Source organism: Cyanobium sp. T1G-Tous (assembly GCF_024345455.1).
GTDB lineage: Bacteria > Cyanobacteriota > Cyanobacteriia > PCC-6307 > Cyanobiaceae > Cyanobium_A.
On the sequence record NZ_JAGQBD010000002.1, the window covers coordinates 94,085 to 115,356 of the forward strand.

The 21,272-nt window shown below is 63.4% G+C and carries 21 protein-coding genes and 1 pseudogene; 12 read left to right on the forward strand and 10 right to left on the reverse strand.

Annotated features, from left to right (window positions below; all coding sequences use genetic code 11):
* Positions 1-17 precede the first annotated feature (17 nt).
* Genes KBY75_RS01995 through KBY75_RS02005 form a run of 3 tightly spaced genes read left to right on the forward strand, consistent with a single transcriptional unit; the run spans position 18 to position 3,867 of the window.
* Positions 18-1,805 (forward strand): TolC family protein, encoded by a 1,788-nt coding sequence (locus KBY75_RS01995; protein WP_254936066.1) that lies wholly within the window; start codon positions 18-20, stop codon positions 1,803-1,805.
* Positions 1,806-1,819: 14 nt separating this feature from the next.
* Positions 1,820-2,845 carry a hypothetical protein gene (locus KBY75_RS02000; protein ID WP_255022769.1) on the forward strand — a complete coding sequence of 342 codons (1,026 nt, stop codon included), beginning with the start codon at positions 1,820-1,822 and terminating at the stop codon, positions 2,843-2,845.
* A complete protein-coding gene (locus KBY75_RS02005; protein ID WP_255022770.1) occupies positions 2,842-3,867 on the forward strand; it encodes an FUSC family protein in 1,026 nt (341 codons plus the stop codon). The genes KBY75_RS02000 and KBY75_RS02005 overlap by 4 nt, the downstream gene beginning before the upstream one ends.
* Positions 3,868-3,871: 4 nt before the next feature.
* Here the strand turns inward: KBY75_RS02005 and KBY75_RS02010 are convergent, their stop codons facing one another.
* Entirely contained in the window at positions 3,872-4,078 is a 207-nt protein-coding gene (locus KBY75_RS02010; RefSeq protein ID WP_106632756.1) for a hypothetical protein, read from the reverse strand.
* The gene (locus tag KBY75_RS02015) at positions 4,075-5,415 is read right to left on the reverse strand and encodes an NHLP bacteriocin system secretion protein (RefSeq protein ID WP_255022771.1); all 1,341 of its coding nucleotides are present in this window, start codon (positions 5,413-5,415) and stop codon (positions 4,075-4,077) included. The genes KBY75_RS02010 and KBY75_RS02015 overlap by 4 nt, the downstream gene beginning before the upstream one ends.
* Positions 5,416-5,587: 172 nt before the next feature.
* On the opposite strand from KBY75_RS02015, the gene poxB reads away from it, so the two are divergent.
* Positions 5,588-7,321, forward strand: coding sequence for a ubiquinone-dependent pyruvate dehydrogenase (gene poxB / locus KBY75_RS02020; RefSeq protein WP_255022772.1), 1,734 nt, complete (start codon positions 5,588-5,590; stop codon positions 7,319-7,321).
* An 8-nt stretch (positions 7,322-7,329) separates the two neighbouring features.
* Here the strand turns inward: poxB and fumC are convergent, their stop codons facing one another.
* Complete coding sequence (fumC, locus tag KBY75_RS02025; protein ID WP_255022773.1) at positions 7,330-8,745, reverse strand: class II fumarate hydratase; 1,416 nt, start codon at positions 8,743-8,745, stop codon at positions 7,330-7,332.
* A gap of 75 nt (positions 8,746-8,820) precedes the next feature.
* Here fumC and KBY75_RS02030 point away from each other — a divergent pair, with 75 nt between their 5' ends.
* Both KBY75_RS02030 and mqo read left to right on the forward strand, forming a co-directional pair.
* A complete protein-coding gene (locus KBY75_RS02030) occupies positions 8,821-9,246 on the forward strand; it encodes a hypothetical protein (protein ID WP_255022774.1) in 426 nt (141 codons plus the stop codon).
* Positions 9,243-10,727 (forward strand): malate dehydrogenase (quinone), encoded by a 1,485-nt coding sequence (mqo, locus tag KBY75_RS02035; protein WP_255022775.1) that lies wholly within the window; start codon positions 9,243-9,245, stop codon positions 10,725-10,727. Before KBY75_RS02030 ends, mqo begins: the two co-directional genes overlap by 4 nt.
* Before the next feature lie 162 nt (positions 10,728-10,889).
* On the opposite strand, the gene KBY75_RS02040 is transcribed toward mqo, so the two are convergent.
* Positions 10,890-11,975 (reverse strand): FAD-dependent oxidoreductase, encoded by a 1,086-nt coding sequence (locus KBY75_RS02040; protein ID WP_255022776.1) that lies wholly within the window; start codon positions 11,973-11,975, stop codon positions 10,890-10,892.
* Positions 11,972-12,502: a photosystem II reaction center PsbP gene (gene psbP, locus KBY75_RS02045; protein ID WP_254941218.1), complete on the reverse strand. Its 531-nt coding sequence runs from the start codon at positions 12,500-12,502 to the stop codon at positions 11,972-11,974. Before psbP ends, KBY75_RS02040 begins: the two co-directional genes overlap by 4 nt.
* A gap of 142 nt (positions 12,503-12,644) precedes the next feature.
* On the opposite strand from psbP, the gene KBY75_RS02050 reads away from it, so the two are divergent.
* The 3 genes from KBY75_RS02050 to lipA all read left to right on the forward strand — a co-directional run bounded on the left by KBY75_RS02050 (position 12,645) and on the right by lipA (position 14,942).
* The gene (locus tag KBY75_RS02050; protein WP_255022777.1) at positions 12,645-13,355 is read left to right on the forward strand and encodes a pentapeptide repeat-containing protein; all 711 of its coding nucleotides are present in this window, start codon (positions 12,645-12,647) and stop codon (positions 13,353-13,355) included.
* 62 nt (positions 13,356-13,417) lie between these two features.
* Positions 13,418-13,996, forward strand: a complete 579-nt coding sequence (recR, locus tag KBY75_RS02055; protein ID WP_315858406.1) for a recombination mediator RecR — start codon at positions 13,418-13,420, stop codon at positions 13,994-13,996.
* A 19-nt stretch (positions 13,997-14,015) separates the two neighbouring features.
* Positions 14,016-14,942 (forward strand): lipoyl synthase, encoded by a 927-nt coding sequence (gene lipA, locus KBY75_RS02060; protein ID WP_255022778.1) that lies wholly within the window; start codon positions 14,016-14,018, stop codon positions 14,940-14,942.
* Here lipA and KBY75_RS02065 read toward each other — a convergent pair.
* Positions 14,921-15,670 (reverse strand): J domain-containing protein, encoded by a 750-nt coding sequence (locus KBY75_RS02065; protein ID WP_254936059.1) that lies wholly within the window; start codon positions 15,668-15,670, stop codon positions 14,921-14,923. The genes lipA and KBY75_RS02065 overlap by 22 nt on opposite strands.
* Before the next feature lie 409 nt (positions 15,671-16,079).
* Here KBY75_RS02065 and KBY75_RS02070 point away from each other — a divergent pair.
* Positions 16,080-16,985 (forward strand): annotated as a pseudogene (locus tag KBY75_RS02070) (carbohydrate porin); the annotation flags it as partial.
* A 29-nt stretch (positions 16,986-17,014) separates the two neighbouring features.
* Here the strand turns inward: KBY75_RS02070 and KBY75_RS02075 are convergent.
* Positions 17,015-17,548, reverse strand: coding sequence for a hypothetical protein (locus KBY75_RS02075; protein WP_255022779.1), 534 nt, complete (start codon positions 17,546-17,548; stop codon positions 17,015-17,017).
* A gap of 94 nt (positions 17,549-17,642) precedes the next feature.
* Between KBY75_RS02075 and KBY75_RS02080 the strand changes: the two genes are divergently transcribed.
* Entirely contained in the window at positions 17,643-17,936 is a 294-nt protein-coding gene (locus tag KBY75_RS02080) for a type II toxin-antitoxin system Phd/YefM family antitoxin (protein WP_254936056.1), read from the forward strand.
* A gap of 71 nt (positions 17,937-18,007) precedes the next feature.
* On the forward strand, positions 18,008-18,367 hold the full coding sequence (locus KBY75_RS02085) for a type II toxin-antitoxin system VapC family toxin (RefSeq protein WP_254936055.1): 360 nt from the start codon (positions 18,008-18,010) through the stop codon (positions 18,365-18,367).
* On the opposite strand, the gene KBY75_RS02090 is transcribed toward KBY75_RS02085, so the two are convergent.
* The 3 genes from KBY75_RS02090 to bioB are packed head-to-tail and all read right to left on the reverse strand — an operon-like array spanning position 18,324 to position 21,209.
* Complete coding sequence (locus tag KBY75_RS02090) at positions 18,324-19,409, reverse strand: DUF952 domain-containing protein (RefSeq protein ID WP_255022780.1); 1,086 nt, start codon at positions 19,407-19,409, stop codon at positions 18,324-18,326. The genes KBY75_RS02085 and KBY75_RS02090 overlap by 44 nt on opposite strands.
* Positions 19,390-20,325: a rhodanese-related sulfurtransferase gene (locus KBY75_RS02095; RefSeq protein WP_255022781.1), complete on the reverse strand. Its 936-nt coding sequence runs from the start codon at positions 20,323-20,325 to the stop codon at positions 19,390-19,392. The genes KBY75_RS02090 and KBY75_RS02095 overlap by 20 nt, the downstream gene beginning before the upstream one ends.
* A complete protein-coding gene (bioB, locus tag KBY75_RS02100) occupies positions 20,322-21,209 on the reverse strand; it encodes a biotin synthase BioB (RefSeq protein WP_396097849.1) in 888 nt (295 codons plus the stop codon). The genes KBY75_RS02095 and bioB overlap by 4 nt, the downstream gene beginning before the upstream one ends.
* Between the last annotated feature and the right edge of the window lie 63 nt (positions 21,210-21,272).

Genomic DNA, 21,272 nt, shown 5'->3' on the forward strand with positions numbered 1-21,272 from the left:
TCTGCATCACCGTGGCAATGCGCAAGCGCGTTATGGCCCTGTTGTGGCTCGGGGTCATCCCCGCCCAACTGGCCCCGGCTGCCCTGGCCCAGCCCCCAGCCCAGCCCCAGAGCACCAAGCTGCTGGAGCGCAGCTGGCAGCGGCTGGATGCGCAGCTGCGGGCCCTGGATCAGCTGCTGCCTAGCGAGCCCGAGCCCCCGGTAGGCGACGTGCTCAGCACACCGGAGCTGCCCGCCAACCTGATCCGGGCCAACCAACCCGCCACCGGTCCGATTCAACCCGCCGACACGGTGGCCGGCCCGCCCCTGGATCTGCCCACCCCCCAGCAGCTTCAGGCTGGCGGCGTTGCCAGCCTCAGCCTGGAGCAGGCCCTGGCCATCGCCTTTGCCAACAGCGCCACCCTGCAGGCCCAGCGCGAGCAGGTGGCTGCCGCCCTGGCCCGCGTCCAGGCCGCCATGGGCAGCTACTGGCCAACTATCAGCGCCTTTGCCACTGGTGGCTACGAGGGGGCTCGCAGCACCACCACCTCCAAGAAGCCAAACGACAACCTGGGGTTCGGCCCGCTGTTTGACCCTGCAGGGCTGCTCAGCCCCTCCCCGTCAGGCGGGGCACCCGTGCCCACCGCAGGCCCCTTCTATGTGCCCAACGGCGGTTCCGTGGCGGCCACCTCCGGGGAATGGGGCGTTGAGGGGAGCCTGCAACTCAACTACGCCCTGCTCGACTTCGCCCGCACGCCCTCGGTGCGCGCGGCCCGCGCCAGCCTGGAGCAGCAGCGCAACACCTATGCCAACCAGCTGCGCTCCCTGCAGCTGCAGGTGAGTGAGGCTTACTACCAGCTCCAGCAAGACGAGCAGCTGGTGCGCGTCTACGACGCCAACCTGCGCAACGACCTGGTGATCCTGCAGGACACCCTCGACCTCAAGCAGGCGGGCCTAGTGCCCAGGCTCGATGTGCTGCGTCGCCGGGCAATTCAGGCAGCCGACGAAGAGACCCTTATCCAGTCTCTGGCGGATCGGGCAGTGGCTCGCCGCCAACTGGCGGTGCTGCTCAACCTGCCCGCCAGCGTGACCCCCAGCCCCAGCGACCCGATCGTGGTGCAGCCCCGCTGGCCCCTCGATCTGGAGGCCAGCCTGCTGGCGGCCTACCGGGGCAACCCCGAACTGGAGGCGATCCTGGCCACCCGCACGGCCCTGGCCCAGCAGAGCCAGGCCACCGCGGCAGGTCTATTGCCGAAACTCTCGCTGTTTGCCAGCGGCGGTGGCAGCAGCTCCCAAACCAGCCTCGGCGACTTCACTCTTGGCGGGGGCGGCTGCTGCGGTTCCACCGCCCTGCCCCTGAGCACCAGCAACGGCTGGGACTGGTCGGTGGGTTTGACCTTCACCTGGCTGCTGTTTGATGCCGGCACCACCGCTGGCCAGGCCCGGGCCCTTACCAAACAGGCTGCGGCCACGGCCCAGCAATACGCCGCCAGTCGCAACGACATCCGCCTGCGCATGGAGCAGGCCTTCTTCAACCACGAAGCCAGCCTGGCCAAGCTGAGTTCAGCCCGCCGAGGCGTGGCGGCTGCCCTGGAGGCCTTCCGTGACGTGCGGCTGCGCTATCTAACCGGCCTCGACAACGAGCTCAATCTCTCCAACACCCAAGACCGTCTCATCAACAGCCTGGTGCGGCGGCTCAACGCCACGGTGGGCGTGAACATCACCTACGCGAAGTTGCTGAAAGAACTGCTGCCGATGCCCCGGGATCCAAACCTGCCGATCCAGCCCCAGCTGCAGCTCAGCAGCAGCCCCATCACCCAACCCTGAACGGGCGACACCCCATGGCTGCCGGCCTGCACTCCCTAAGCCCTCTTTGGCGCAACAGTCTGCGCATCTGGCTGGCCAGCACCCTGACGATCGGGATCGTGTTTTGGTCAGGGCGCAACCAGCTGCTTCCCCTGGCTCTGGTGATGGCTGTGTTGTTCGTGAATGAGAATGACCTCACCCCCGCCCGCAGCATCGGCCAGCTGGTGGCCGGCGCCTTGATCGGCCTCCTCACGGCCATCGTGCTGCAAGAGATATCCACCAGTTGGGTGGTGCTGGGCCTGGCAATCCTGCTAACCGGCGTGCTGGTGCGCAGCCTGGGGCTGCTCAAAGGCCTGAATACGGGGTATTTGAGCTGCTGGGCCGTGGAACTGATGCACCGCGGCAACCAGTTCAACTGGGCGACGATTTTTGACCTGGCCTTCGCGGCAGTGGTGGGCATCTTGATGGCGCAGATCGCCACCTGGGCCCTCTGGCCACGCCGCCCCCTGCAACAGCTCCCTGCCCTGGAAGCCCGGATCGCCAGCCAACTCGAGGCCCAAATCCTGGCCATGCAGCAGTGGCTAGATAGCGGCGGTGAACCCCCAGCTGCCCTGCGCTCCCAGGATCTGCTGCCCAGCATTCAGCTTTTGCAACAGCTCCGCGACCAAAACCAGGGCCTTCCGATGCCCGCCCACACCCAACACCGGCTTTCGCGCTGGGCCCAGGCCGGCAGCCTCTGGCGACAGGTGTTGCGCCAGTGGCTGCTGCTTGAGCCCCTGCTACGGCAGCTGGCCACCCCAGTGCCGGCAGAGAGACCTGAGCTGCTGCTGCGGAGCACGCTTGCTGATCTTGCCGAGCGCCTGCATGCCCTGCCCGCCGCTGCCCCGGTGCCGAGCCCCTCAAGCTCCGCTCAGCTTTGGCTTGAGGAAGCCGGGCACCTAGGCGCTCCCCAGCCCCTGCTGCTTACCATCGGCCAACAGTGCCAAGTGTTGAAACAGCTGCTCCACAGCCGGGCACTGCTCAGATCCGCCCTGGCGCAGCTCTCGGCGTCGAACCGATGACCAGCCCAGCCCTGCGGGACACCGTGCGCCTCGCCGCAACCGTGACGGTGGTGAACGGCTTCGCCAGCCTCACCGGCCTGCCCTTTGCGCTTTACGCCTCCCTGGCTGTGCTGAGCGTCACCGTGGGCAACTACGGCAACACCCTCGAACTCGGCCGTCAGCGCCTGGTTGGCACCGCAGTGGGAGCCATGGTGGTGTTCTTTGGCTACCGGGCCTGGGGCCAGCTGCCCCCGGTGGTAGCCCTGCCGCTGGCCCTACTGCTGGCCCGGCTGATCGCCGGCTCGTTGCGGCTCACGGTGGGCTACGGGGTCTGCTGCTTCGTGGTGGTGATGGGCTGGCTGACGCATGACCAGCAGCTCGACAGCTGGATCCCGCTGCGCTTGCTCTGGACCGCCTTCGGCATCTTGATGGCCCTGCTCAGCCTGCGCCTTTTCTGGCCTTCTCGAGCCCGGATCCAGCAGCGCGAGGGACTGCTGCAGCTGCTGGTGGATCTGGGAGAAGCCTTGCAGCAGGTAGTGCAGCGGCGCCACCAGCAGGGGCAACAGATTCGCAACCTGCGCATCAACCTGATCAGCCTGCGCGACCAACGCCAGGGCGCCCTGCTGGAACTGGGCACCCTGGCGAGCCAGCATCCAGTGGCAAGAATGTGGGCGCTGTTGGACCAGGCCAGCGAGGCCCTAATCCTCGATCTTGATGAGCTGCGGCGGCTGGCCAATGCCGACTGGCAGGGATGGGGGCTGCAGGATGACTACGCCACTGGAGTGGCCTTCGTAGAGGGCGTGGCCCAGCGGCTGCTGGCCTGGCAGCAGCAACTGCGCGATTCAGCTCAGCTACCGCCGCCGCCGAACCAACCCCGATTGGCCCTGCCCCTGGATTCGCTGCAGTCGCCCAAATCCCTGGCTGCCTATCAGCAACTCAGCCCCGAGCAACTCCAGCGGGTGGCCTCGCAATTGATGGTGCTCAACCGCATGGATCACACCATGGAGAGCACCGAACGCCAATGGCGAGAGCTTGTGAGCTGAGAACTCAGGCGTTGGGCCGCGACGACCACCAGCGCTCGACGCGATAGAGCAGCACCACCAGCAGCACCACCAGCCAGAACCACAGCTCCGGCGGGTTGGCGTTGAACAGGATCAAGAGCAGCACCACCTCGCTGACCAGCCAGGGAAACTCCTGCCGCAGCAGGGGATTGCGGATCCGGGGAAGGGACGGCGACTTCACAGGGGAGCTCATGGAACGGTGTTGGGCTGGCGCAAGGAGGGCTGGTTCCAGCGCAGATCGATCCAAGGGGTGCGGAAGCCGCCGGTGAGGGAGCGCAGGCCAGGAATCACGTAGCTGATCGGCGAGCGCCACTCCACATAGGCGTGGGTCGACACCGTGAGGCCGTCGCGGATCGGGAACACACCGCTGCCCCCCGAGAGAGTCCAGCGATATCCGTCCACGCTGGAGGGATCGCGCTCCAGCTCGATTTCGCTGCGCATCACCGGGCCGCTCTTGGTGAGTTCCTGGGCCAGCTGCGCGTTGCCGGTGGTGGTGGAGATGTCGTCTGCCGTGGCGGGCAGGGTGAGCACCTGGGTCACCTTGCCCACGATGCCGCCGAAGCGGCCGCGCTGGTTCCACTGCGGCACCACCTCCACCGGCAGCCCCAGGGGCAGGCGGCGGGCATCGGCGGGCGCGAAGTAGGCCACCACCCGCAGCGGGCGGTCCTTGGCGCTGGGTTGCTCAGGCCGGCCGATCGTGCCCAGCCGTTGGCCGGTGCCCACGGTCTGGCCGGCGATCACCTGCAGATCCAACACCGTGCCGTCCCGATCGGCATGCACCTTGCCGTCGTAGCCGATCTTGGCCTCGGTCACCTGGATCTCACGTTTGAGATCGTCGATCTGATAGCGGCGCTGCAGGGCCTGGGTTTCGATGCTGAGCTTCACCTGCTGGTAGTTGGTCAGCACGTTCTTCTCGTTGATTTTGACGTCATCGAGATTGACGCTGGTGCTTGTGAGCCCCTGCTCAGCCGACACCACCTCAGAAGACAGCGGCGCCACCACCTCCCGCTGGGCCAGCCAATCGAGGTTGCGCAGTTTGCTGGAGTAGGTCGACTGCAGTTCGCCGTAGCGACGGCGATCGTCGGAATACTTGGCCAGGGATGTATCCAGGGCCCGCTTCTCGGTGAGGAGCCGCAGGGCATCGCGCTCGTCTAGCTGGGCGTTGTGCCGCTGCAGCTGGCGCAGGTTGCCGCGCTGCTGGTCGAGCTGGCGCTCCAGCACCGGCAAATACAGCTGCATCAGCACCTGGCCGCGCGCCACCGACTCACCCTCCTTCACAAACACCTCGCGCACCTGGCCGCCGGCACGGGCGTTGAGGATGCCGGCGTTGTTGGGGTAGATCAGCACGCCCATGCCTTCCACCTCGGTGGGCACGGGCCAGAACAGGGCCCAGAGCACCAACACACCGCCCACCCCAGCAAGGCTCACGCCCACCTGGTTGTGATCGCTCAGGCCCTGCCAGCGGGCCTGCAAGCGCTGAAATGGGCCGCGGTACCTTGGCTCCGCGGCGGTGGGGCTGGCCTGGGTCATGGCACCCATTTTGCAGGATTAAAAGCCACCTGGCTAAAGCCCATACAACGATTATGCGGAAAAACCAGCCAAGGGCCGCGCCGGAAGCCGACCCAGCGAGGGCAAGTCTTTTGGCATCTTTTGGTAGTAGTAGCTAGCTTCAAAGTGATTCTTAGCGTCCCTAACCTGAGCAATGTCAACAATCGCGGATGTCATTATTGGTGTGTTGAAGGATGCCTCGGTTAAGAGAATCTACGGAATTCCAGGCGATTCCCTCAACGGCTTCACCGATGCTCTCCGCCGCGATGGATCGATCGCCTGGCAGCACGTACGCCACGAGGAGGCAGCGGCTCTTGCGGCTGCTGCCGAAGCAGCGCTGACAGGGGAATTAGCTGTTTGTGTGGGTAGTTGCGGGCCAGGAAGCATCCACCTGATCAATGGTCTTTACGATGCGACCCGCAGCCGTGTTCCTGTTTTAGCAATTGCGGCGCAGATTCCCGCCGCAGAAATGGGCGGCAGCTACTTCCAGGAGACCCATCCACAGGATGTCCTGCGGGAAGCCTCCGTTTATTGCGAGCTGGTGAGTGACCCCGAGCAGTTGCCTCGGGTTCTTGAGATCGCTATGCGCACTGCAATTGAGCGCAGGGGCGCTGCTGTGGTGGTGATCCCCGGTGAGATCTTTTTGAAAAAAAGCAAGCCTCACCGTCGAACCGCGCCGATTAGGTTCATGCCAAGGGTGATGCGCCCCACCGATGGCGAACTGAAGGCAGCCGCCGATCTGCTCAATTCAGCCAAAAAGGTCACCATCTTTGGCGGTGCGGGTGTTGAAGGTGCCCACGCTGAGCTGTTAGCGATTGCCGAGAAGCTCAAAGCGCCGGTGGTTCATGCTCTGCGGGGCAAGCAATTCATTGAGTATAAGAATCCCTATGATGTCGGCATGACCGGACTGCTGGGATTCACATCCGGCTACAGGGCAATCGAAAGTTGCGATGTTCTGCTCCTGCTTGGCACCGACTTTCCCTACCGTCAGTTTTACCCTTCAAAAGCAAAGATCATCCAGGTTGATATCCGGGGCGAGAACCTGGGCCGGCGTACGCCCATCGATATTGGCCTTGTTGGCAGTGTTAAAGACACAGTGCAGGCCATCCTGCCCATGCTGAAGGATCATCCAGACAGACAGCATCTGGATTCCTCCAGGCAGCACTACGTTCAAGCAAGAAAAAGTCTCGATGAGCTTGCGATTAATGATCACAACAGGTCGCCCATTCACCCGCAATATCTGACGCGCATGGTGAGCGACCTGGCCGCTGAGGACGCTGTTTTCATACCAGATGTGGGGTCTCCCACTGGTTGGTGTGCCCGTTACCTGCGCATGAATGGGCAGCGCAATTTGATTGGCTCCTTTTCACATGGAACCATGGCCAACGCCCTATCTCAGGCGATTGGTGCCCAGTCGGCATTTCCCGAGCGTCAGGTGCTGGCAATGGCCGGAGACGGAGGGCTGGCGATGTTGATGGGCGAGCTGTTGACATTGCGCCAGAACAAGCTGCCGGTGAAAATTGTGGTTTTTAATAATTCCTCGCTCAATTTCGTAGAGCTAGAAATGAAGGCCAATGGCTTTGTCAATTTTGGCACCGACCTTGACAATCCCGACTTCGCTGAAGTGGCTAAGTCGATCGGCTTGTTTGGACAGCGCGTTGACAAGCCCGATGATCTGGAATCAGCCCTGCGCGCAGCCTTTGCCCACGACGGACCTGCTTTGGTTGATGTGGCGACGGCCCGCGAGGAGTTGATCATCCCGCCAACCATCACAGTTGAGCAGGCCAAGGGCTTTTCCCTGTTTGCCCTGCGAACAATTCTCTCTGGCCGTGGCGAAGAGCTGATTGATTTAGCGGATACCAACGTATTCCGCCGCCTTCTCAGCTAACACCACAATCAGGAGTTCTCCTGGCCCTTGGCTATTGATGGTGCTGTCATTTTGACCGGATCAACGATTCGGTCAAAATCAGCTTCGCTCACCAAGCCAAGTTCTAGAGCGGCCTGCTTGAGTGTGAGGTTTTTCTCCAGCGCATGATGCGTAATTTGGGCTGTTTTGTCATAGCCAATTACTGGAGACAGGGCTGTTGCAAGCATCAGAGAGCTCTCGACATATGCTGCGATCTTTTCTCGATTGGGTTCGCAGCCTTCAATCAGAAACTTGCGGAAGTTGGTGCATCCGTCGGTCATCAGCGTGATCGAATTGCAAATATTATGAATGATCAGTGGTTTGTAAACGTTCATCTCCAGATAGCCACTCGCCCCACCAAAGCCGACCGCCACATCGTTGGCCATCACTTGGACGGCAAGCATGGTTAGTGCTTCGCATTGGGTTGGGTTTACTTTTCCCGGCATGATCGATGAACCTGGCTCATTTGCGGGGACCTGCAACTCTGCAAAGCCAGCGCGTGGTCCGCAAGACATCAGACGAATATCATTGGCAATCTTGTAGAGCGAAACGGCGAGAGTTCGGAAAGTACCTGAGAGTTGAACCAAGGCATCGTGAGCTCCTTGAACTGTGAACTTATTGGGCGCCGAGATAAAGGGAAGCCCGGTCAGTAGGGAGAGTTCTTGGGCCGTATCTTCGGCAAAGCCCTTGGAGGCGTTGAGCCCGGTTCCGACTGCCGTTCCACCAATTGCCAGTTGATAGACATCCTTGAGTGCATCGCGAAGACGATCAAGATTGTCGGCGAGCATGCCGGTATAGCCAGACCATTCTTGGCCGAGTGTCAAAGGCGTGGCGTCCTGCATATGGGTTCGGCCAATTTTGACAATGTCATTCCATTGGCTCGCTTTGGCCGCGATGGCATCATGCAAAGCCTGAATCGCCGGAATCAGACGAGTTGTGCACTCAACTGCCGCAGCCAGATGCATCGCCGTCGGGAAAGTGTCATTCGACGACTGGGACATATTCACATGGTCATTTGGATGCACAGGTGTCTTGGCTCCCAAGGGAGTGCCGGCGATCTGGCAGCAGCGGTTCGAAATCACCTCATTTACATTCATGTTGAACTGGGTACCAGAACCAGTCATCCAGACGTGTAGTGGAAACATGTCGCGATGCTGGCCAGCGAGGATCTCGTTGCAGCTTTGAACGATCAATTGATGGACATTGTCTGTAAGGCGTCCATGGGCGTGATTCACGTTGGCGGCAGCCTTCTTCAATTGGGCATAGGCGCTGACCATTTCGGCTGGAATCAGCTCCTGTCCGATGCTGAAATGTTCTAAAGATCGTTGGGTTTGGGCGCCCCACAGCCGGTCGGCTGGAACGGAGACCGTGCCGAGGCTGTCGGATTCGTTGCGCATGTCCGTCATCGAGACCACCAAGGCCAATCATTCCTAATCTAAACGTTCGCAACTATCCAGGCCAATCCAGTCTGCTTACTTAGATTGGGCGCAAATGCCAGCACGGCTAGAGACGAAATGTTCAAATGTATTCGTTTGTGGACAGGCGATGATGGCCAGTCTCATTTTCAGAATGGCGCGATTGAGCTTGACCCCGGTGTCCGTGGCGACTTCCTGAGCCAAAAAACTGACGCTGTCAGCATTGCGTTTCAGCAAACGGATTCAGGCGGCTCCTTTGATTGGCATACGGCGCCAGCGCGCCAGTTTGTGATCACCCTGAGTGGCACTCTCGATTTCGTGACTCGCGAAGAAGAGCATTTCACTCTTGATCCTTCGACCCTGCTCCTGGCAGAAGACACCGCAGGGGGAGGCCATTCCTGGAGATTGCTGGATACGGAGCCCTGGCGCCGCATCTATGTGGTGTTAGCACCGGGTGCCAATGTCCGTTTCACAGCAGAGGTGCAGGTATGACCAGCGAATCAGTTGATGTGCTCCTGGTTGGAGCCGGCATCATGAGCACATCGCTTGGCGTGTTCCTCAAAGAGCTGAAGCCGGATCTGACGATCGAGATGATCGAGCGGATGCCCCAAGAAGCCCAGGAGAGTTCCGGTGCGTGGAACAACGCTGGCACGGGCCATGCGGGTAATTGTGAGCTGAACTTCACGCCGATGCGTAAGGACGGCACGATCAATATCGCCACAGCACTGGAGGTCAATGTTGAATTTGACCTATCGCGCCAGTTCTGGTCGTACCTGTTGGGCAAGGGGTTGATCGGTTCGGCCGACAGCTTTATCCATCCTGTGCCCCACATGAGCTTTGTGATGGGCAGTGATAATCAGGCTTTTCTGAAGAAGCGCCATGCCTTGATGAGTGCCCATCACTGTTATCGCGGTATGGAGTATTCCGAGGATCACGCCAAGATCGCGGAATGGGCCCCCTTGGTGATGGAGGGTCGTGATGCGAGTCAGCCGGTGGCCGCAACTCACATCAACAACGGTGCTGATGTCAATTATGGCGCCCTGACAAGCAACCTTCTTTCTGTGCTGCGTCAGCACACTGATTTCAGGGTGCACTTCAACGAGGAGGTGGTCAATCTGCAGCGCCGGCCTGAGGGTGGCTGGCGCGTTATTGTTAAGCGTGGGGCCACGGGTAGCGAGCGCACGATCGATGCGCGTTTTGTGTTTCTTGGCGCCGGCGGCGCCGCCTTAACCCTGCTTCAGAAGTCCGCCATTCCCGAATCCCACGGTTATGCAGGATTCCCGGTGAGCGGGGTCTGGTTGCGTTGCGAGAAACCCGAGGTGGTTAACCGGCACCGAGCCAAGGTTTATGGCAAGGCGGCAGCAGGCTCACCGCCGATGTCCGTGCCCCACCTAGATACGCGCATTATTGAGGGCAAGCGCTGGCTCTTGTTTGGACCCTATGCAGGCTTTTCCACCAAATTCCTGAAGAATGGCTCCTACTGCGATCTGCCTCGATCGCTGCGCTTGGATAACATCCTGCCGATGCTCTCCGTGGCCAAAGATAATTTTCCTTTAGAGGAATATCTGGTAGGCCAGGTTTTGCAGAGCAAGGCCCATCGCTTCAATGTGCTCAGGCAGTATTACCCAGGCGTAAACGAGGACGATTGGGAGCTAGCGGTTGCTGGTCAGAGGGTTCAGATTATTAAAAAGGAGAAGCACTTTGCTGGCCAGCTTGAATTCGGTACTGAGATCGTGTCAGCGGCTGATGGCAGCTTGGTGGCGCTGCTGGGTGCCTCTCCAGGTGCTTCCACCGCTACCTACATCATGATGACCATGATTGAAACAGTCCTGCGCGATGAACTAATTGGTGATTGGAAAGCCAAAATGAGTGAAATCATTCCCTCCTATGGGCATGATCTCAAGCAGGACGCCGCCATGTTGACAAAGGTGCGAGCAGAGACGGCGGCAGTTCTAGGTTTGCAGAATGCTTGATTCTTATTGATTCGTACTGATTTAACGCGGGGGAGCAGGGCCATCGATCTGCTCCTACGGTCATTGAAATGAATCCCGCCAATGCACTAGACGCCAGCGTGGCCACTCCCTGCATGACGCGGCGGTGGGGCTGGCCTGGGTCATGGCCCCTAGTTTGCAGGATTAAAAGGCAGCTGTCAGGCCCAGCTGCTGCAGGCGCCGCGTTGCCGCAGCTGCCGGCTCTCCCCCAGCGGCCAGGGCCTGGGCCAGCAGTGGCGCCAACACCGGCACCTGGCTAAAGCCCGCACTAAAGCCGGTAAACATCCACAACCCAGGTGCCCCAGCAAGCGGACCTACCAGGGGCAAACCCTCACTGCAGAAGGCCACGGCCGCCTGGCGCAGATGGCCAGGCAGGGCCGCCAGCGGCTCCCCCCAGGCTTGGGTCGCTAGCTCTTGGCGCAGTTGCCTTTCCACCTCCATAGGCGGCGGCGCTGGGCCCAGCTCCAGGCCTGGTCGCACCAGGGTGTGCTGGCCCAGCAGGGCCCCAGTGCCCCAGGGCACCAGGCCCCCATCCACCAGCCACTCCGGCTGGCTCAGGCCAGCGGCGCGCCGCTCCAGAGCGATCCGCCCAAAGCTGACCGGCAGCCAAGCAGCGGTGCGGCCCAGCGGCGCCGCAAAGGAGGCCAGCTCCAGCGCCGCTGCCCAGCTGCTGCGCAAGCGCTGGGGCAGATGCGGCCAGAGCTGGCGGCAGTGGGCGCCCGCCGCCAACACCAACTGGGCTGCCGGCAGGCCGGAGCCATCGCTGAGGGTCAATTCCCAGCCTGCCCCAGCCTGCGGCTCCAAGCGCTCCACCCGGCCCTTTTTGCACCTCACTCCGGCCGCCGCCAGCGCCAGCGGCAAGCGCGCCGTCAGCACGGCGGAATCCACCTGGGCGAAGGGCAGCGGCCACCAGGCACTAAGGGGCCGCCAACCGGCGGCAGCCCCGTGCAAACGCAAGCGGCAGGGCCGCCAGCCCAAATCACCATGGCGTTCTTGCAGAAACCGCCAGCGCTTAGAGGCTCCGGCCGCCAAGCGACCTAAAGGGGTTGGGGCCAGGGGCCATCCCGGCAGAGCGCCATAGCTGAGCTCGGTAGCGGAGCAAGGCCCATGGCTGGCGGGGGCAGAGACGACCGTCACCGACGCCCCCAGCTCCCGCAGCGCCAAGGCCAACAGACCACCAGCCACCCCAGCGCCAACGATCACCACATCGGCGGGGGCCGAAACCGTCACACCAGCAGGGTGAAGGAGGTGACGACCTGATGGAACATGTCCTTGACCTTGGCCCAACGAATCTCGTTGGTGCTGGCCGCAAACGTGTACAGCCGGCCGCGATCAAGCACCACGGTGGCCAACTCGTGGCGGTCGCGGTCTTCAAGGTGCACGGCGTATTCCAGGTCGTAGAAGGTGCGGGGGCCTTCCTGCCGCTCCGACGCTTCCACCAGCTCAGCCTGGCGGCCACTGCCCTCAGGGGCAATCACCGTGCGGCGCAGCTGCTCGCCGACCGCCACGGCGCTGCCGAGCTTTTCCAAGTCATTGGTGGGGTTCACCTCCGAGATCACCAGGCTGAGGGTTTCATCGCTGTTGATCAGGTCGTGGAACACCACCTGGGGGCCGCCACTCACCTGCACCCTCGTCCAACCGGTGGGATAAAGGAACGCATAGCGCCCATCGGGGCTCTGGAAACCATTGAGCCCGGCTGCCGCAGCACTGCAAGCAACCAGCAGCCCCGCCAGCACCAAGGCAACCAGACGCGGCATAAAAGTACGTAGGACAGCCCGATTGCGAAAACCTGCCTGATTGCGAAAGACAGCCATGGCTCAAGGCGCGTTGCGTGGCGCCATTCTGCTGGGCAGCCGTGCCCCCAGGGGTCAGCATGGGCTCCTGATCTCCAGTCTCCCCATGCCACGCCAATCCACCTGGGTGGACCGGCAGCAGCGTCGTCACGACTCCCGCTTCTTCCGCCTGCTAGACGGCTCCTTTCTGTTCCGCCTAGCCCTATCGGGTGCAGCGGCCATGGCGCTGCTGCTGGTGGTGAACAGCTACGCCACCTGCCGCAACAACCGCTGGGCCCCGGGGTGCCTTTGGCGGGATGCGGAGGCTCTGATCAGCGTCGGCAATGTGGAATCGCTCAGCATCGTGACGGCCGCTTTCCTCTACGTGCTGGAGGCTCAAAAACGGCGCCAACGCGACAACATCGAGGCCTACGAGCTGCTGATGAACTGCAATGCCACCGGCGTCAAATGGCTGGTGGGGCGTATTTCTGCTCTAGAAATCCTTAACAGCGCCGGGCTCCCAATCGACGGCCAGCAGCTAGCGGGCTTTGACCTGCGCAATCTGCAGGCTGCCAACGGCCATTGGCACAACGTCAACCTGGAAGGAAGCGTGCTGCGCCGAGCCAACCTGGCCGGCACCGATCTGAGCGGATCAAACTTGCGCGGGGCTGATCTGCGCGGTGCCAACTTGCGTGACGCGATTTTAGTTGGCGCCGATCTTGAGGGTGCCCTGCTTGAAGGTGCCCAACTTGAAGGTGCCCAACTTGATGGGGCAGAACTTGATGCAGCACAACTTGATAGGGCCAGCCTCGATAGCGGAGCCCCCAATCCCAGCTGATCGAGCAGGCTGCTTAAGTTCTGAGCAATTGCGGCGGACTGCTGAGCGGCTTTACCCGCCCCCTGGCCAGGCTGATCGACCAGTTCGAGCGCTTACCTGGCATTGGCCCGCGCACGGCCCAGCGGCTGGCTTTGCACCTTTTGCGCCAGCCTGAGGAGCAGGTACGCAACTTCGCCGACGCCCTGCTGGCGGCCCGCAGCCAGGTGGGCCAGTGCAAGTGCTGCTTCCACCTCTCGGCCGAGCCGATCTGTGAGATCTGCCGCAACCAGGAGCGCGGCAACGGCCAGCTTTGTGTTGTGGCCGATTCCCGCGACCTGCTGGCGATGGAGCGCACCAGGGAGTTCAAGGGGCACTACCACGTGCTCTGCGGCTTGATCTCACCAATGGATGGCATCGGCCCCGAGCTGCTGCAGATCCAGCCCCTGGTGAACCGGGTCGACAAGGAGTCCATCACTGAGGTGATCCTGGCCCTGACACCAAGCGTCGAAGGGGATACCACCAGCCTTTATTTGGCCCGGCTGCTCAAACCATTCACCACCGTGAGCCGCATTGCCTACGGCTTGCCCGTCGGCAGCGAGCTGGAATACGCCGACGAGGTAACCCTTGCCCGGGCCTTTGAGGGCAGACGCCAGGTGGAGTAAGCGCAAAGGTGGCCCTGCCATGACCAGCACGACCCGCTACAGTAGCATCGCACCTGCCGAACGGCTGCCCGAGTGGCTGCGGCGTCCGGTGGGCAACGCCTCAGCCCTGGAAAACGTGCAGGGATTGGTGAAGCAGCAGCGGCTGCACACCATCTGCGAGGAGGGCCGCTGCCCCAACCGAGCCGAGTGCTACGCCGCTGGCACCGCCACCTTTTTGCTGGGAGGCCCGATCTGCACCCGCAGCTGCGCCTTCTGCCAGGTGGAGAAGGGCCAGGCACCCCAACCCCTAGACGCAGGTGAGTCCGAGCGGGTAGCCGAGGCAGTTACCGCGCTCAAGCTCTCCTATGTGGTGCTCACGGCCGTGGCCCGGGACGATCTAGCGGACCACGGCGCCCATCTATTCACCACCGCCATGGCCGCGATCCGCCGCCGCAGCCCGGCGATCGGCATCGAAGTGCTAACGCCCGACTTCTGGGGCGGCCAGCGCGACGAACAGGAGGGGTTAGCGGCCCAACGCCAACGGCTGGCCGCAGTGCTGGCGGCGCAGCCCGCCTGCTTCAACCACAACCTCGAAACCGTGGAACATCTTCAAGGAGAGGTGCGCCGGGGCGCCACCTACCGCCGCTCCCTGGCCCTGTTGGCCGCTGCCCGCGAACTGGCGCCCGCCATCCCCACCAAAAGCGGGCTGATGCTGGGGCTGGGCGAAACCGAAGCCGAGGTGCTGCAGACGATGGGCGACCTGCGATCAGTCGATTGCCAGCGCCTGACCCTGGGCCAATACCTGCGCCCATCCCTTGCCCACATTCCGGTGGCTCGCTACTGGACTCCAGAAGAATTTGATCAGCTGGGAGCCAGGGCCAGGGAGCTGGGGTTTGAGCAGGTGCGCAGCGGGCCGCTGGTGCGTAGCAGCTATCACGCAGCCCCTCAACCGACCAGCAATCGATAGGCCGCATCAAGGCGATGGAAGGCCGTCACCTCTCCACCAAGATCGGGGTGGTGGTTTTTAGCCAGTCGCCGGTAGGCCCGCCGGATCTCGGCAGGGCTGGCACCGGGCGCCAAGCCCAACAGCGCTAGGGCTTGCTGGCGAGGATCAGCTGCGCTGGAGGTTGTGCCAGAGCTGCCTGGGCTGCGCCGCAGCAACTCCTCCACGACCCGCACTGGGTCCTCCTCCAGCCACTCTGGAGCGCGCGGACCATAGAGCGCAAAGGCAGCCCGCACAGCCCAGCGCCAGCGGCAGTGGGGTCCCCGCAAGGCCTCAACCAGCTCAGAGCCCAGGCCGGGGCAGCGGCGGTTTAGCTCCTGTTCCAGCTCGAGTCGCGGATCCCACCACTGGCTACGCAACTCCTCCACCAAACCCCGCAAACCAGCGGGCGGCCCCAGGCGCAGCTCCTGCCAGCGGGGATGGGATGCCATGGCGGCTCCCCAGCGCTCCAGCCGAGCCGGCGTGATCCCGTGGGAAGCGGCGGAGGTGACACGGCTGCGGGCCCGATTGGATGACCAGGCTTGCTGTTGCGACCAGGCTTGCTGGTGCGACCAGACTTGCTGGTCTAACTGCTGCCTCAGAGCCCGCACCTCCCGGCGCAGGCTCTCGTTTTCGGCCAGTAGCTCCTCCAGATTGGCCGTAACCGGAGGTGAGGTGGCAGAGGGGCGCCAGTGGCGGGGATCAAAACCCATCCAACCCCCCTACCTCAACCCAGGTCGCCATTGTTGCGGAGCATGGAGATGCCAGCACCGGCATACTTGCCCCAACGCCACTCCAAGCCAGTGGCAAGCCCCATCTGGAGCCTGTAAGCGTTTGAGCGGCGCGGCACGATCCTCCAAACGCCTGCTGGCACCCCTACTGCTGCTAGCAACCAATTGGCTGCTGCCGTATTCAGTTTTGGCAGAGCCGGCGCCAACAGCCAGCTGGCTCGACCTCGACTTCAACCTGCAGGCCCAGCCCCTGGCCAACCCCAGCGGTGGCGATCGTCAAGGCGCCAGCTGGATGCAGCAACTCACCTTGGGGGCAACATTCAGCAGCGGGCTGGCCAAGGAGCAGCAGCAGTGGCAAGAAGCCGACCACTGGCGCACCAACCTGCAGTTGATGCTGTTCAGCGGTGATGCCAACTACGCAAAGAGCCTCGGCGCCGCCTTCCCCCTGCAGAGCACGGCCCACCCCACCGGCCTCTGGCTCACCGAAGCCAGCGTGGAGCGCCAGCCAGGCCAGGGAGGCATCGGCATCAAGGCCGGGGTGTTCTCGCTCAATCCCGGTTTCGTCAGTGCACCGGTGCTTGATGCCTACGTGCACTCAGCCCTCAACGACACCCTCAACCTCAGTGTTGACGGGCTGCCAATCAACCCCTACACCGCTCCTGGCCTGCAGCTGAGTTGGCGACCGGAGCCTGCCGGCCGCTGGGGCGAATGGCACTACGGCGCCTTTCTGCTGGATCCCGAATACAGCCTGGCTTCCCTATTCGGCGTCAACCCCGACCAGCAGCGCCTGAACGGCCACCTCCAGGTAGTCCAGTGGAGCTATGAGCGCTTACCGGGAGCGGCGGCGATGCAAAAGCCAATCCGCGTCGGCGACCAGCAAATCAACCGCCAGCTGCCACCGCCCCTCCTACAGATCGCCAGCGGCTACGTCGACAACCGCAGCACTGGCAACCTGGATGGGGCCGCCATGGCCACCCTCACCATGGCGGCGCAGCTGCCACTGGGGCTCGACAACCGCTTCTGGCTGGGCGTAAACGCTGGCTTCGAGTGGGACACCAATCCCGTACCCCTATTTCTCGGTGGGGGCTGGCTCAGTCAGGGGCTAGTGCCAGGCCGCCCCCTCGACGTGCTGGCCCTAGGGATCGGCAGCAGCCGCTTTAGCCCCACCCTCTCGCCTGGCCAAAGCAGTGAAACCGTGCTCGAACTCAACTACAGCTGGCTGGTGAACGCCAACCTCAGTCTTCAGCCGCTGCTGCAGCTGATCCTCAACCCCGATGGCAGCAACGCCGAGCCGATCCTGGCGGCCGGCATCGGCTTGGAAGTTGATCAGTCCAGACCCAGCCGCCGTCCACTGCGGCGCAACACCTCAGTGCAATCGGCCCGCATCAAAAGACCACCCCCGCCCCAGATCAGCCGGGGGGCCAGATCGGCAACGCCGGCACCGAGCTCGCGCAGGGGGCTGAAGCCCAGCTGGCGGAAGTAGCGCACCAGGCGGCGGTGCTGGGCCTCGCTGTCGCGGATGGCCAGGATCGTGGCCTGGCGGCAGGGGGTTGCCTCCATGGCCCAGGCAAAGGTGGCCGCCCAGATCAAGGGTCCTACGGCGGCCGTGTCCTCGCCCTGCACCCGCATCGTGTCGAGCCGCAGGCCAGCGGCCGCAGGCAGGGCCCAGCCTTTGATCTCACCCAGCAGCACCAGCCTCTTCCCATCCCTGCGCGCCACTCCCAGCCGCAGGCTCCAGGCCAACCCAGCTGGCCGGCCCACCTGCAGGCGCAGCAACAGGCCGCGCGTGCGGGCTTCCTGCTCCAGCTGCTCCAGGCTGGGGTTGGGGCAGGTAGGTGCCCCGGGGGAAGAGCTGGACATCCACAACCGCCACGGCCTGGGCCAGTCTCAACCGTTGCCCAACGCCCCATCGCAGCGGGAGGCGGCTAATGTGGTCGCATATGTGGCTCCAAGCGTGTCAGAAGTAGTCGCAAGCCAGGTTTCGGTGCGGGATCTCAAGACCCATCTCTCCGAATGGCTGGCCCGTGCCCAATCTGGCGAGGTAGTGGAAGTCACCTCCCATCGCAAGCCCATCGCACGCATCACAGCTCTGAACCCAGCTGCTTCAGCCTCAACCAATCCGCTGCAGAAAGCGATTGATGCCGGCGTGATCAGCTGGAATGGCAAGAATCCTGTGATTCCACCACCCGTAAAGCTGAACGATGGCGGCCCACTGATAAGTGACATCGTGATCGAGGATCGTGGTTAGAGACTGTGATCCTTTTTTGTGATACCTCTGCCCTTCTCAAGCTCTTCATCGACGAGCAGGGCAGCGAGACCATGATCGAGGCAAGCTCTTCTTCAGAAGGAATCGCGGTCTGCAGGATCACCTGGGCTGAGTCGATGGCTGCCTTTGCCCAGCGCACTCGCTTCAAGGGTGCTAATCAGCTTGGATTAGACCAGGCTCGATCCATGTTTGAGCGGGCTTGGCCTGACTTTGTGATCGCTGATGTCACCCAGCCGCTAGTTGAAAAAGCCGGAATCTATGCAGAAGCATTTGCCCTGCGCGGCTACGACAGCGTGCAACTGGCTGCAGCCCACAACCTGCACCAGCAGCTGGACCTTCCCATGACCTTCGCCTGTTTCGACCGTCGCCTCAACCAAGCGGCCCAGCTGCTTGAGCTGGAGGTGCTCCAGTGACGCAAGCGCCCACACCCACCAGCGCTATGGCCTGCCGCTGCCATGGCTCAGCGCGCAGCACGGCCCCCAGGGGCAAGGCGCCGTAGAGATGGGGGAACAGCTCCCCACCAGTGGTGCCAGCGTTCGAGGCGGCCGGCTCAAAGCGCACCTCCAAACCGGCAGCCGCCAGGCGCTGGGGATTGATCGTAAGCAACAACACCTCAGCGGCGGGCAGATCGGCGTAGAAGCGGCTAGCGGTGGCCGGCACCTGGTGCGCTGAGCTGAGGTGGATGAAGCCCACCGATTCCAAAGCCAAGCCACGGGTGGAGCGGCGATACACGCCATCGGCCCGGGCCGCCTGCCACTCGGGCCGCAGCGCCAGGTGATAAAGCAAGCCAGGTGAGCGCCAAGGGGCTCGCGCCGCCCAGGGAACCTCCTGCACCGCCGCCAGCTCCGGAGAAGCCAAAAACCGACCCAGCCAGGCCTGGAGCGCCGCCAACTGCGGCTCGGCGTCAAAGCCCGCCGGATCCACCAGGCGAAACTGGCGCACGAAGGGCAGCAGGGCCCAGTCGGCCAGGGAAGGGCGATCGCCGAGCAGCCAGCCTCCAGCCCCTAGTTGCTCGTTCCAGCGGCGCAGGATCGTTAGGCCAGCAAGCCGGTTGGTGCTGGCTGGCTCCCCTTGGTAGCGATCAGGGTATTTGAAGCGATCGAGGTGCTGCTTAAAGGGGCCGTCGTTGGTGGCAATCAGTGCCTCTATATCGGCCAGCTGGGCTGGGCTCCAGCCCGCCAACCAGCCGAGAGGGTCGCGGCGCTCCAGGGCCCAGCGCATGATTGCCAGACTTTCATCCAGCACCTGAGCCCCCAGCACCAACACCGGCACCGTGCCCTTGGCGGAGGCCTCCAGCAGCTCGGGGGGCTTGGCCTTGAGGCTCACCTCGCGCAACTCCAGGTCCTGGCCAGGTTGCAGGCCAGCGGCAGCGAAGGCCAGCCGCGCCCGGATCGCGTAGGGGCAGCGGCGAAAGCTGTACAAAATTGGCTGGTAATCAGCCAACGGGGCGCCCACCAAGGTGCTGCTCACCCCGCTGGCGGGCTCGCTCCATCTGGCGCTGACGCTCGGCGAAACGCAGACGATCAGCGTCGCTGAAGCGCTCGAGGCAGTGGCGGCAGCTCACCCCGGCCACGTAGCTGGCCAGCTCACGATCGGCAGGCGAAAGCGGCAGGCCGCAGGCATGGCAAACGCTGTGCTCTCCGGGCTCGAGCTGGTGGTTGACGGCTACACGCTTATCAAACACGAAACACTCGCCGCGCCAGCTGCTTAGCGGCTCGGGGATCTCCTTGAGGTAGCGCAAGATTCCCCCCTCAAGGTGGTGCACCCCGGCAAAACCCTGCTGCTGCAGGTAAGCCGTGGCCTTCTCGCAGCGGATGCCACCGGTGCAGAACATCGCAATCGCCCGGGGCTGGCGCTGCTCCACCAGCGGCCTGAGCTCCCGCTCCACCCAATGGGGAAACTCGCGAAAAGTTGCCGTGCCCGGATCAATCGCACCCTCAAAGCTGCCGATCGCCACCTCGTAGGCGTTGCGGGTATCGATCACCAGGGTGTCGGGGTCGGCGATCAGGGCATCCCACTGCCCAGGGGGCACGTGGGTGCCTACCTCCGAGGCCAGATAGGGACTCACCTGGGGCTCACCCATGGTCACGATCTCGCGCTTGAGCCGCACTTTGAGCCGGTGGAAAGCCTGAATCTCCGAGCGGCTGAACTTGGCTTCCAACCGCTCCAGGCCTGCCACCTGCCGCAGCCGAGCCAGCAGCGCCTGAACGCCAGCATCTGCTCCGGCAATCGTGCCGTTTACCCCCTCAGCCGCCAGCAGGATCGTGCCGCTTACCCCCTCGGCTGCTGCCAGGTCGCCCAGCTCACGCTGCAGGTCTGGCAGGCCCTCAAGGGCGGCGAAGCGATAAAACGCCGCCACCAGCACACTCATCCGCCCACCTGCACGCCGGCGGCGGCCAGGAGCTCCCGGTCGGCCTCCACCGCTGGATTGGAGGTGGTGAGCAGGGTGTCGCCATAAAAAATTGAATCGGCCCCCGCCAGCAGGCAAAGAATCTGGGCTTCCCGACCCAGCTGCTCGCGGCCGGCACTGAGCCGCACCCGCGCAAGGGGCATCAGGATCCGGGCCGTGGCCACCATCCGCACCAGCTCCAGGGGGTCGACTGGCGGCAGATCTTCTAAGGGGGTGCCCTCCACCGCCACCAGGGCATTGATCGGCACGCTCTCCGGGTGGGGATCCAGGTTGGCCAGCACCTGCAGCAGCCCGGCCCGATCGGCGTCGGTTTCGCCCATGCCGATGATGCCGCCACAACAGAGGGTGATGCCGGAGCGCCGCACCCGAGCCAGGGTCTCGAGCCGCTCCTGGTAAGTGCGGGTGGTGATGATCCGGTCGTAGTGCTCGGGGCTGGTGTCGAGGTTGTGGTTGTAGGCGGTGAGGCCGGCTTCAGCTAGGCGCTCGGCCTGGGAGTCGCTCAGCATGCCGGCGGTTACACAGGCCTCCAGGCCCAGCTCGCGCACACCGCGCACCATCTGCAGCATCGCCTCAAAGGGAGCACCGTCGCGGATCTCTCGCCAGGCCCAGCCCATGCAGAAACGATGGGCCCCGGCTTGCTTGGCGGCCCGGGCCCGCTCCAGCACCGGCTCCACCTCCAGCTCCGGCCGGCCCGCCACATCACTGCTGTTGTGCAGCGACTGGGGGCAGTAGGCGCAGTCCTCTTCGCAGCCGCCGGTCTTGACGCTGAGCAGGGAGGCCAGCTGCACGTGGTAGCCGGGGTTGGCGGAGCGGTGCACCTGCTGTGCCTGCCAAAGCAACTCCATCAGCGGCTGCTCCAGCAGCGCCTGGATTTCGGAACGGGACCAGTCGTGACGCGTGATCAAGGC